11 protein-coding genes are annotated in these 11,472 nt (G+C 39.9%); 4 read left to right on the top strand and 7 right to left on the bottom strand.

What is annotated here, in order from left to right:
• Window positions 1–13: 13 nt before the first annotated feature.
• Both DXC10_RS01755 and rbr read right to left on the bottom strand, forming a co-directional pair.
• Window positions 14–349, bottom strand: a complete 336-nt coding sequence (locus DXC10_RS01755; RefSeq protein WP_101542023.1) for a TM2 domain-containing protein — start codon at window positions 347–349, stop codon at window positions 14–16.
• Window positions 350–741: 392 nt separating this feature from the next.
• The gene (gene rbr / locus DXC10_RS01760) at window positions 742–1,320 is read right to left on the bottom strand and encodes a rubrerythrin (RefSeq protein WP_101542024.1); all 579 of its coding nucleotides are present in this window, start codon (window positions 1,318–1,320) and stop codon (window positions 742–744) included.
• A 276-nt stretch (window positions 1,321–1,596) separates the two neighbouring features.
• Between rbr and DXC10_RS01765 the strand changes: the two genes are divergently transcribed.
• Together DXC10_RS01765 and DXC10_RS01770 are read left to right on the top strand one after the other, a co-directional pair.
• Window positions 1,597–3,273, top strand: a complete 1,677-nt coding sequence (locus tag DXC10_RS01765; protein ID WP_117737238.1) for a SulP family inorganic anion transporter — start codon at window positions 1,597–1,599, stop codon at window positions 3,271–3,273.
• Window positions 3,274–3,312: 39 nt separating this feature from the next.
• A complete protein-coding gene (locus DXC10_RS01770; protein ID WP_117737239.1) occupies window positions 3,313–4,224 on the top strand; it encodes a DNA/RNA non-specific endonuclease in 912 nt (303 codons plus the stop codon).
• Here the strand turns inward: DXC10_RS01770 and DXC10_RS01775 are convergent, their stop codons facing one another.
• Together DXC10_RS01775 and DXC10_RS01780 are read right to left on the bottom strand one after the other, a co-directional pair.
• A complete protein-coding gene (locus DXC10_RS01775) occupies window positions 4,225–4,998 on the bottom strand; it encodes a radical SAM protein (RefSeq protein WP_117737240.1) in 774 nt (257 codons plus the stop codon).
• Window positions 4,999–5,090: 92 nt separating this feature from the next.
• Window positions 5,091–7,100 carry a helix-hairpin-helix domain-containing protein gene (locus DXC10_RS01780; RefSeq protein ID WP_117737241.1) on the bottom strand — a complete coding sequence of 670 codons (2,010 nt, stop codon included), beginning with the start codon at window positions 7,098–7,100 and terminating at the stop codon, window positions 5,091–5,093.
• A 98-nt stretch (window positions 7,101–7,198) separates the two neighbouring features.
• Between DXC10_RS01780 and DXC10_RS01785 the strand changes: the two genes are divergently transcribed.
• Window positions 7,199–7,834 carry a DUF4294 domain-containing protein gene (locus tag DXC10_RS01785; protein ID WP_101542029.1) on the top strand — a complete coding sequence of 212 codons (636 nt, stop codon included), beginning with the start codon at window positions 7,199–7,201 and terminating at the stop codon, window positions 7,832–7,834.
• 95 nt (window positions 7,835–7,929) lie between these two features.
• Here DXC10_RS01785 and DXC10_RS01790 read toward each other — a convergent pair whose 3' ends face one another.
• Window positions 7,930–8,463, bottom strand: a complete 534-nt coding sequence (locus DXC10_RS01790; RefSeq protein ID WP_101542030.1) for an RNA methyltransferase — start codon at window positions 8,461–8,463, stop codon at window positions 7,930–7,932.
• 356 nt (window positions 8,464–8,819) lie between these two features.
• Between DXC10_RS01790 and nadA the strand changes: the two genes are divergently transcribed.
• On the top strand, window positions 8,820–9,890 hold the full coding sequence (gene nadA / locus DXC10_RS01795) for a quinolinate synthase NadA (RefSeq protein ID WP_255419766.1): 1,071 nt from the start codon (window positions 8,820–8,822) through the stop codon (window positions 9,888–9,890).
• Window positions 9,891–9,990: 100 nt separating this feature from the next.
• Here the strand turns inward: nadA and DXC10_RS01800 are convergent, their stop codons facing one another.
• Together DXC10_RS01800 and DXC10_RS01805 are read right to left on the bottom strand one after the other, a co-directional pair.
• Window positions 9,991–10,566, bottom strand: a complete 576-nt coding sequence (locus tag DXC10_RS01800; RefSeq protein ID WP_101542031.1) for a non-canonical purine NTP diphosphatase — start codon at window positions 10,564–10,566, stop codon at window positions 9,991–9,993.
• Window positions 10,567–10,568: 2 nt separating this feature from the next.
• On the bottom strand, window positions 10,569–11,471 hold the full coding sequence (locus DXC10_RS01805; protein WP_101542032.1) for a YitT family protein: 903 nt from the start codon (window positions 11,469–11,471) through the stop codon (window positions 10,569–10,571).
• Window position 11,472: the final 1 nt, after the last annotated feature.

Here is an 11,472-nt window from a genome sequence, read left to right on the forward strand (position 1 = left end):
AAGCCGGACGTCATTAAATCAGAGATTGCAGCTTCTGAAAATTCTTATCACGTGTAGCACCCATAATCAAGAACCAGTCTACAATAGACCAGATACCCAAACCACCGCAAGTAAGCAGCTTGCCCACACCGAGTCCTGTATCACCGATAAAGAAACGGTCAATCCCCAGCGAACCTCCGATCAAGGATATAATCAGGGAAATAGTAGGATCCTTGAACTGCAACATTTGTATCATCGGCCATTTGGAATCGTCCATTCTAAGCAAAAGTTCGCGGATAGTCATCATCTGATAATCATTAAAGAATTTGTTGTTTGCCATCATAAAGGCATCTACTTTCTGTGCATCCATATTTTTGTTTCTTTAGTATTAAATAATAATCGCAAAGATAATATTGTTTAAAATACAAACTTTCTTTTTTCTCGTTTTTTTGGTCTATCAAGAAAAAAACTTTCTTTCTATAAGGCAAAAATAACGATTTGGAAGGTAGAACTCCATAATTATCAACTTTTAGCGAATGGCTTAATATCTCATTTGTAAATCATCAGAAGTCAAGAAGAGAAAACATAAGATATATAGTCGGGAAAATTGTACCTACACATACACAACATCCCCATGTTTTACTATAAAACATGGGGATGTTGTGTATGAAAACACCCGGATGTTATGGGGTAAAACATGGGGATGTTATGGATGTCCAGTCTTAATAAGGAAAGAACTATGCCTTAATACGGCCAAACATCTTAATAGTTTTCCTTCTTGATCTCGAAGTAAGCCTGCGGATGCAAACAAGCCGGACATACCTGAGGAGCTTCTTTGCCGGTATAGATGAAACCGCAGTTACGGCATTGCCATACTACTTCACCTTCTTTTGCAAATACAGAAGCCGTTTCGATATTCTGGATGAATGCGCGATAACGTTCTTCGTGGCCTTTCTCTGCAATAGAGATATTGCGGTACATGGCAGCAATTGCAGGGAAACCTTCCTGCTCTGCTACATCGGCAAAGTGAGGATAATCCAATGACCATTCTTCATGTTCGCCTGCAGCGGCAGCCTGCAGATTTTCCAATGTAGTGCCGATAACACCTGCCGGATAAGAAGCGGTGATTTCTACCATACCGCCTTCCAAGAACTTGAACATACGCTTTGCGTGTTCCTTTTCCTGATCGGCTGTTTCCGTGAAAATGGCAGCAATCTGTTCGTAACCTTCTTTCTTAGCCACACTTGCAAAATAAGTATAACGCATTCTTGCTTGTGATTCACCGGCGAATGAAGTCAACAGATTTTTTTCTGTCTGAGTTCCTTTAACACTTTTACTCATAGTCTCTTTTTTATTAGTTAATGTAATTACGTATAAATATCGTTCGTATTGTTCTTTTCGTTAATACAAAATTATGCATTTACTTCGGAATAACCACAGTTTACTCTATCAGATTTATCTATCATAAGATAGAAAATATCTATCACACCGGATAATAAAAACAAAAATCAAGATGTTTATGTTCAATAGTATATATAAATCTACACTTTTTTATTTACTTTTGCAGTCCGTTTATAAATCTCTGCATCATGCAGAGTGGTAAAAGTAGATTAAAAAATGAAAGCGTTCGAATTCAAACCAAAGCTATACACGGCTTTAAAAAATTACTCGAAAGAATTATTCATGGCAGACTTGATGGCAGGTATCATTGTGGGTATCGTTGCTCTTCCTCTTGCCATTGCGTTTGGTATCGCCTCAGGTGTATCACCTGAAAAAGGTATTATCACGGCTATCATTGCCGGTTTCATCATTTCCCTTTTTGGAGGAAGCAAAGTACAGATCGGCGGACCTACCGGTGCCTTCATCGTTATTATTTATGGTATCATCCAGCAATATGGAGAAGCGGGACTGATCGTAGCAACGTTGATGGCAGGTATCATCCTCGTTCTGCTGGGAGTGTTCAAACTGGGAGCAGTTATCAAGTTTATTCCTTATCCCATCATTGTGGGCTTCACCAGCGGTATTGCCGTCACTATCTTTACTACACAGATTGCCGATGTCTTCGGACTGAATTTCGGGGATGAGAAAGTTCCGGGAGACTTCATAGGAAAATGGATGGTTTACTTCCGGCATTTCGACACGGTGAACTGGTGGAACACGATTGTAAGTATTGCCAGTATCATTATTATCGCCATCACTCCCAAGTTTTCAAAGAAAATACCGGGTTCGCTCATCGCGATTGTCGTAGTGACCGGAGCTGTTTATCTGATGAAAACATACGGAGGTATCGATTGTATCGATACAATCGGTGACCGCTTCAGCATCAAAGCCGAACTTCCGGATGCCGTGATGCCTGCTTTGGATTGGGAGGCGGTTAAAAACTTATTTCCTGTGGCCATTACAATCGCGGTACTGGGCGCTATCGAATCATTGCTTTCGGCTACCGTGGCAGATGGTGTGATAGGCGACAAACATGACTCTAACGTGGAACTGATAGCCCAAGGCGCAGCCAACCTGGTGGCTCCCCTGTTTGGCGGTATTCCTGCAACCGGTGCCATTGCCCGTACCATGACGAATATCAACAATGGAGGTAAGTCGCCCGTTGCCGGCATAGTACATGCAGTGGTATTGTTGTTGATTTTGCTATTCCTAATGCCGTTGGCGCAATATATTCCAATGGCCTGCCTTGCAGGGGTACTGGTTATCGTATCCTATAACATGAGCGGATGGCGTGTCTTCAAAGCGCTGTTAAAGAACCCGAAATCGGACGTTACGGTATTGTTGATAACCTTCTTCCTGACTGTTATTTTCGACTTGACTATTGCCATTGAAGTAGGCTTGGTCATTGCTTGCGTGCTGTTTATGCGCCGTGTGATGGAAACGACCGAAATATCTGTAATCAAAGATGAAATAGACCCGAATGCGGAGTTGGATATCGCAACCAACGAAGAACATCTGATTATCCCGCAGGGGGTGGAAGTATACGAAATCAATGGCCCGTATTTCTTCGGTATCGCTACCAAATTCGAAGAAACCATGGCACAGCTGGGCGACCGTCCCAAAGTGCGTATCATCCGTATGCGTAAAGTGCCTTTCATCGATTCTACCGGTATCCATAACCTGACCAATCTTTGCCAGATGTCACAAAAGGAAAAGATAACCATTGTACTCTCCGGTGTCAACGAGAAAGTGTACAAAGTTTTGGAAAAATCAGGTTTCAATGAATTATTGGGAAAAGAAAACATCTGTCCCAACATTAATGTGGCGTTGGATAGGGCGAAAGAACTGTTGTGAGTTTCGTAAGTCCATCCGGACAGAACATAAGAAAATATTATGGTACGGAAGAGAAAAAAGAAACAGCCCAAAGGTAGAGGTATTATCTATTTCATAGCGTTGTTGTGCATTATCTGTCTCACGTTTGAACCCATAACGAAGGCATTGCACATCAACCTGCCCGGTACCGTAACCGAAGCCGTTACGGAAAAGGTACCCGGAAAGCACCAATCTGCGGGGAACACACCTTCTAAACTAAAACCTGTCACCAAGGTACCTGCCGGAAAAGATATCCTGCATCCTGCTCCTTTGAAAAATACTTCCGAACAAATTCTCCACCGGAAGGGATATACCGTATCTTACAATAAAGAACGGAAAGTACCGAATTGGGTAGCATGGGAACTGACTCCTGAGAAATTAATAGAACGTGAAAGCCGTACGGACAAATTTCTGCCAGATCCTGACCTGCCCGAAAATGAAGCGGTAACTACACATGATTACAAAGGTGCCGGTATGGATCGTGGCCACATGTGTCCGGCGGGAGATAACCGCTGGCATTGGAAAGCAATGCAGGAAAGTTTTTATATGACGAATATCTGTCCGCAAAATCATAATCTGAACCGTGGCGACTGGAAAGAGCTGGAAGAAGATTGTCGTAAATGGGCCCAAAAAGAAGGCAAAATCTATATCGTTTGCGGTCCTGTGTTTTATAAACAAAAGCACCGCACTATCGGTAAAGAACACCGCATAACTGTTCCCGAAGCTTTCTTCAAGGTGATACTCAGCATGAAGGGTACTCCCAAAGCCATCGGTTTTATCTACAAGAATACTTCGGGAAATCATCCTCTGGATGCTTACGTCAATTCTGTGGATGAAGTGGAACGTATTACGGGAATTGACTTCTTCCCTGCCCTGCCGGATGATATCGAAAAGAAAGTGGAGGCTGAATATGACTTAAAACAGTGGAAATAGCTAATAGGAAACGCTTACTACTATTCCCGCTTCTCTGACCAAAGCTGCTATACGGTCCAGTTCTTCATGAGTAGCTTTCTGCAAATCATGGTCGGGTGTCTCGCGGTCGATGGTATAAATCATTACTTGACGAGGTGCAATCTCTTTGACTGCTTCCAACCAGGGAAGAACATATTTATCGGAGGTATTATCTACATCTTTACCTTGATGACCTCCCTTGAGGAACATGGTTTGAATGATGCAGTTACCTTTGAAAGACTTCATGTTCCCAATGATTTCACGAACAGAGTAATGTCCTGCAGGACGATCCACCTCATGGATATACCCTTCATCTACCGTATCCAATTTCAGGATATTATTATCTATCTTGTTCAATGCGTTGAATACCGCAGGACGATGAATGAAAGTGGAATTAGTAAGCACACTGACCTTGGCATTTGGAAAATACTTATCGCGCAATGCCAGCGTATCTTCTATAATCTCCGGAAAATGAGGATGGGCAGTAGGCTCACCGTTTCCGGCAAAGGTCAATACATCGGGGGTAGGACCGTTCTGCCGCATATCCAACAGACGAGTTTCGAGTGCTTCACGAACTTCCTCACGGGTGGGCAACGCCTTGGAGGGACGATGGTCTTTATTGAAACCACACTCGCAATAAATGCAATCGAAAGTACATACTTTACCGTCTGCCGGCAACAGATTAATTCCTAAAGATACTCCCAACCGGCGGGAATGGACAGGACCGAATATGGGAGACGGATAAATAACAGTCATTTTATTTACAATTTACGATTGATCTCATTTAACTAAATAGATATTTATTACAAATATATCTACTTATCCTACTAATTTAGCGGCAAAGTTAGTTAAAACTTAATACGAAGTTGCATTTGCAAGTCTGCTTTTTTGTCTCCTTGTATCAAGTCGTTACCGGAACCGATAGTTTCACGGTCTTGGTAAATGGTTTGTCCGAACTTAACGAGAAACATGAAAGTTTTGTTCAAATCGTAGCGTAGATGGGCAGAATAACGGAAACCCGTACCATAAAATGAAGGTACATAAAAGGTATTCAATAATCCTTTTTCGTAGGTGTAAATACGCGAATCGTAATCATCTGTATGGAAATAGGTTCCTTGAACAGAAACAGATAAAGGGAAACCGGGAAAAGCATATCCACAGGACTGTGTGCACTGATATCCCCGGCTTCGTTCTTTTCCTTGAGAATGAAAGTGGTTGTAATCTAACGTAGTTTGTAATTTCCAGATACGTGGTGTATATGTAAGCCGGTAACGAAACCGATGTTGATAGATGGGTAAAATTGTTTTTCCATCTGTTCCGGATACGTCCCTCTCCTTTTGCTTATATCTATAATTAAAGTACATAGACAAATTCCGTTTGAAAGAATAGGAAACCTGAAACAAGACGTCTACTCCTTGCGATGGTTTACTGATGCGGTATTTCCACCAGGGAAAAGAGAATAAATCGAAAGAAACAAAGAACTTCCAATGAGGAAAAGGATTTGCTTCTGTAGCCAGATACCAACCGTTTTCATTTTGAGGTGTACTGCTTTCTCCGAAAGAACGGGCAAAGAAAGACCAGTAATTATATGAATAATAACGATGAATCAACAACAGTTGATAACCTGTTAATAGTTTGTACTTCAATTGATTTAACAGGGCATAACCACTTTTTCCCATCGCAGCCTCCCCTACCCATGCCAATCGTCCCAATCGGTACTTATAATCGACTCCCAGATTATAAAAGTAGTTTCCATGCAGATTATATCTGGCATATTTATTCAATTTGGGTTCGTATGGATGATTAAAGAAATAATAGATACCTGTAAAGCCCAATTTCAACTTATTCTTTTCATACGTCAAGTTTCCACCCATCAATTGCAAAGAAAATATATTCTTTTTATCGGCTTCTTTCTGTGTACGATGGAGTCCCGTTTTATAAATGGAAGTGATTTCTCCATCTTTCAGTACTCCATCCATGGAACGATGAGAATAAAAGACAGACATTTCCAAAAAAGAAAGTATTCCTATCGTTGCGGCTGCTCCGCGAAAGTAATTGTATTCATCTGTAGAACTATGTTTCCGAATACCTCCGGTGCGGTATTCGGATGTAGACAAAGAGAAAGTTTTACCTAAACGAAAATCAGTACTAAGTACCAATCCTTGACCGAAACTCAACCGATAATTACCTAATGCCAAAGACTTCAGTCGTCTTAAATTCTTAAGTAAAAAATAAAAGGAACAATAATCATAGCCCTTCCGGTTATGCAAAGCAAAGAGAGGTTCACCTGCATCTTTTTCACTAACAATTCCTGTTTGAAGATATTCTCCATAGTGAAAATTATAACGAAAAGAATGATACATGGACGGTCCTAAGTAATTATCTTTGTATCCTTTACGAGTATATAAAGGAATATCCAACCGTGTCAATACTTCTTGTTTGCCATATTTCAGAAGAGTTTTAAGAGAAGGATAATTAGAAGACATCTTAACCGGTTGTACGCAGACAAAAGGTAAGAGTAGTTCGATGGTGTACTTATCCATCTCCTCCACCAGTTGTAACTCATAAACAGTCTGCATCTGTCCGTGTATATAGATATAAGCCAATATATTTTCAATTTGGATATCAGTGAGAAAAGGAAACTGTTCTAATTGCTGCTTGGTGGCACTATTGATATTGATGGGTTCTTGTAAATGACGGGAAAGTTCTTCCAATTCATTTTCCCAATTCCTTTCTTCTCCATCCATGAAGAGTTGTTCGAGGTTCTCTTCCCAAAGAGACACGGTTGTATTTTGAGCTTCAAGTACAGGAGTCATCAACAGCATACTTACAAAGACTCCCATCTTGAAAAACTTCATTCGTAACAGGCTACTTTTAATTTTTTGGAAAGCGAAGTTACCTTAAATAAGTTAATTGAACAAGGAAAAACGAAAGCATCGCAACAACATTTCACAGAATGGTGTACTTTTGTGTCATGAACATACGGCCTAACATAGTAATACTCATCTTATTCCTACTTTTTGGAAACCGGATATGCCTCGCTCAGCAACAATTACCAAAAGCTGATGTGCAAAAAAGTATTTTATTGACTCCTATGTGCATATATGAAGGCGATACTATTCCTTACGTCAAACTTCCCACTGTCTATATATTCAAGCCGCTTAAGTTCAAAAACAGGCGGGATATGGCAAAATACTATAAACTCATCCGGGATGTAAAGAGAGTACTCCCTATCTCTAAGGAAATCAACCGTGCCATCATCGAAACATATGAGTATCTGCAAACCATTCCTACTGAAAAAGCACGGCAAAAACACTTGAAAGAAGTGGAAAAAGGACTGAAAGAACAATATACACCTCGTATGAAAAAACTATCGTTTGCGCAAGGCAAACTGTTAATTAAATTGGTTGACCGGCAAACTCATTCAACGTCCTACGAATTGGTAAAGGCTTTCATGGGACCTTTCAAAGCAGGTTTCTATCAAACATTCGCCGCATTGTTCGGTGCCAGCCTGAAAAAGCAATATGACGCCCAAGGAGACGATGCACTGACCGAACGGGTGATTTTAATGGTAGAGAACGGACAACTTTGACAATCTTATAAATTTATCCCCGTCTCGCATGCCCGTAATGTCTACATTCCGCGTTTAACCTATAATTCTATCAACAAAAGTTATGAACTGCTTTGTTACGATCTTAGTTTATTAAATAAATCCCAAATAACAATACCGGCCGTGACGGATACATTCAATGAGTGTTTTGTGCCATATTGAGGTATTTCAATACAACCATGAGAATGGTCAATAACTTCCTGTTGAACTCCTTTCACCTCGTTTCCCATCACTATGGCATACTTCTTATCTTTGTCCAAAACCAGTTCATTCAGCATGATACTGCCTTCTGCCTGTTCCACAGAATACACTGTGTACCCATTTTTTTTAAGGTTATCAACCGCTTCCACAGAGTTATTAACATACTTCCAATCGACAGTGAATTCAGCTCCTAAAGCTGTTTTATGCATTTCAGGATGAGGAGGAGTAGCTGTAATGCCACAGAGATAGATACATTCAATGCGAAAAGCATCGGAAGTACGAAATACGGAACCTATATTGTGTAAACTACGGATATTATCCAACACCACTACCAAAGGTAATTTATCAGCTTCCTTAAACTCCTCTATACTAATACGATTCAGTTCTGTTATTTTCAGTTTGCGATTCATATCTATTGTTGATTTATCACAAGTTATTATTTCTCCGGCAAAGATACTTCTTTCCGTTTATATCCCGGTTAATAACCGTTGAAAACGTGTCAATACCCAAGGGAAAGATTTTTAGAAATAATACTTGCATTATTCAAAGGTTCACATAATAGATACCATAAACGAACAAACCAAAAAAGTTAAGAGAAACTTTCAATAGTTGTTTAAACACATTTTTCAGTCTCATTTCACTAATAAATACTTCTAAAGTTATTAACTTTGCAGTTTATCAACAAGCTGTTAATGAAGTGAAGTTATAGAACAGTATAATGCTTATTATCAATTGATATGATTTAAAAATCTTTTGTTCATAATCAATGAGTAAAGTTTTGTCTTATACTAATAACTTCACAGGCAAGAAAAATCGTATTTACTTGTACACACTATTAACAGCCTATCATCACTATCAAAAGATTTTTAAAGAAAAAAGAGAAATAAAAAATATAATTATGGATAATCTTATAGAAGCTATCAAACAGCTGAAGAAAGAGAAGAATGCAATCATTCTTGGACATTACTACCAGAAAGGTGAAATACAAGATATAGCCGACTATGTGGGCGACAGTTTGGCATTAGCGCAATGGGCGGCCAAGACCGAAGCCGATATCATAGTGATGTGTGGTGTACATTTCATGGGTGAGACAGCCAAAGTACTTTGTCCGGAAAAGAAAGTATTGGTACCCGATATGGCAGCAGGCTGTTCGCTGGCAGACAGTTGTCCGGCCGATAAGTTTAGTCAGTTTGTCAAAGAGCATCCCGGATATACGGTGATATCATACGTGAACACAACAGCTGCAGTAAAAGCAGTGACCGATGTGGTAGTAACTTCTACCAATGCCAAGCAGATAGTAGAAAGTTTTCCCAAAGATGAGAAAATAATCTTCGGTCCGGATAGAAATCTGGGTAATTATATTAACTCTGTTACCGGACGGAGCATGTTATTATGGGATGGTGCCTGCCATGTACACGAACAATTCTCGGTTGAAAAGATTGTTGAATTAAAACGGCAGTATCCCGATGCAGTTGTATTGGCGCATCCTGAATGTAAGAGTACAATTTTGAAATTGGCTGATGTAGTAGGTTCTACTGCCGCTCTATTGAAATATGCCATAAACCATCCTGAAAAGAGTTATATTGTAGCTACAGAGTCGGGTATCTTGCATGAAATGCAGAAGAAATGTCCTCACACAACCTTTGTTCCTGCTCCTCCTAACGATAGTACTTGCGCTTGCAATGAATGTAACTTTATGCGTTTAAATACGTTGGAAAAGCTTTATAATTGCCTCAAGGATGAAACTCCTGAGATAAAGGTAGATGCTGAAATAGCAGAAAAGGCTGTAAAACCTATTAAAAGGATGCTGGAGATATCGGCAAAACTGGGGTTGTAATGTGTGCTAATATGCTAATGTGAGAATGTACCAATTATCTTGCGAAACAATAGTATTTCACGATTACAGTGTAGCCAATTGGCACATTCTCACATTATATTCATTTTGATAGGAAATTACAGAGTTTGTTTGTTGCCAATGCCCGGTGACTGATTTTATTCTTCAATTCATTTCCCATCTCAGCATAAGTCTGTGTGTATCCTTCGGGAATAAATATAGGGTCATATCCGAACCCTGAGGTACCACGTCTGTTTTTCGTTATTACACCTTTTACGATACCTTCGAATAAATGATCTTTCCCGTCAATGATAAGGGCAAAGACGGTACGGAATTGCGCTTTGCGGTTTTCTATCCCTTCCAAGTCGGACAACAGTTTTTGCATATTAGCCTCTGAATTGTGTGCGTCTCCTGCATAACGTGCCGAGTAAACTCCCGGAGCTCCATTCAATGCCTCTACTTCCAAACCAGTATCATCGGCAAAGCAATCCAAATGATAGTTGTTAAAAATATACTTGGCTTTTATCAAAGCGTTTCCTTCCAATGTATCTGCTGTTTCGGGGATATCAACATTACAATTGATATCTTTCATGCTAAGAAGTTCAATTTTACTACCTAAGATAGTACTGACTTCTTCCAGCTTGTGGGCATTGTTGGTGGCAAATACAAATTTCTTCATTTTTATTTTCCTTTCAATTTATCAAATCCTTCTCCATAGACACCGATGACTGAGCTTTGTGAAATAAATGCATTGGGGTCTATATCCTTCACCAATCGGAATATTTCAACAGACTGACGTTTGTAGGCCAGTACGACCAATACTTTTACATTGTGTTTACTATACCAGCCGATACCGTCGAGCACAGTTACACCACGATGTGTCTCTTTAGTGATACGGTCGGCAATCTTTTCATATTCTTTAGAAAATATGAAGAATTGTACGGATTGGCGGGCACCATTGACAACATAATCCAATACAAATCCAATAACAAACAAGGTTACAAAACCAAATATAACTCGTCTCCAATCGTTGAAAATGAAGTAACAAGAACTGATGATGATAAAGTCGCAAGCCATAATCATACGTCCCAAAGTAACGTCACGATATTTGTGGATAATAGCGGCGATGATATCGGTACCTCCTGTACTTCCGTTGCAATTGAATACAATTCCTAAACCTATACCACACATCACGGCACCTATCAGACATGCCATGAAATCTTGTCCCGGTCCCAGTATTTGTGGAGGTATTCCGTCTGCTCCGTTGACCAGAACCTGAAAGAACCAAAGAAAAAAGGTCAGTCCGAAGATGGCAAAAGTAGTCTTTATACTGAACTTAGGACCCAGGATTTTAATGGCAAATGTCATCAAAACTGCGTTGATGATGAAATACGACCATTGAATGGGAAATCCTGTAGCATAGTAGATGATGGCGCCGATACCGGTAGTACCTCCAGTAGTAATTTGATAGGGGATAAGGAATGCAGCCCATCCTAATGCATAGCTAATGAGTCCGAAAGTAATTAAAAGATAGTCTTTTAACTCTCTTCTTATTTCCGCTTTGGTTGGTTTTGTAATTGGCATA

This window comes from Bacteroides sp. OM08-11, from assembly GCF_003438665.1.
Taxonomy (GTDB): domain Bacteria; phylum Bacteroidota; class Bacteroidia; order Bacteroidales; family Bacteroidaceae; genus Bacteroides; species Bacteroides cutis.

Bases quoted from the DNA above. Each gene is read 5' to 3' on its own strand.
- DXC10_RS01785 (WP_101542029.1), top strand. From the start codon at position 7,199: ATGGTGTACTTTTGTGTCATGAACATACGGCCTAACATAGTAATACTC.
- DXC10_RS01775 (WP_117737240.1), bottom strand. From the start codon at position 4,998: ATGACTGTTATTTATCCGTCTCCCATATTCGGTCCTGTCCATTCCCGC.
- DXC10_RS01800 (WP_101542031.1), bottom strand. From the start codon at position 10,566: ATGAAGAAATTTGTATTTGCCACCAACAATGCCCACAAGCTGGAAGAA.
- rbr (WP_101542024.1), bottom strand. From the start codon at position 1,320: ATGAGTAAAAGTGTTAAAGGAACTCAGACAGAAAAAAATCTGTTGACT.
- DXC10_RS01780 (WP_117737241.1), bottom strand. From the start codon at position 7,100: ATGAAGTTTTTCAAGATGGGAGTCTTTGTAAGTATGCTGTTGATGACT.
- nadA (WP_255419766.1), top strand. From the start codon at position 8,820: ATGAGTAAAGTTTTGTCTTATACTAATAACTTCACAGGCAAGAAAAAT.
- DXC10_RS01755 (WP_101542023.1), bottom strand. From the start codon at position 349: ATGGATGCACAGAAAGTAGATGCCTTTATGATGGCAAACAACAAATTC.
- DXC10_RS01770 (WP_117737239.1), top strand. From the start codon at position 3,313: ATGGTACGGAAGAGAAAAAAGAAACAGCCCAAAGGTAGAGGTATTATC.
- DXC10_RS01765 (WP_117737238.1), top strand. From the start codon at position 1,597: ATGAAAGCGTTCGAATTCAAACCAAAGCTATACACGGCTTTAAAAAAT.
- DXC10_RS01805 (WP_101542032.1), bottom strand. From the start codon at position 11,471: ATGCCAATTACAAAACCAACCAAAGCGGAAATAAGAAGAGAGTTAAAA.
- DXC10_RS01790 (WP_101542030.1), bottom strand. From the start codon at position 8,463: ATGAATCGCAAACTGAAAATAACAGAACTGAATCGTATTAGTATAGAG.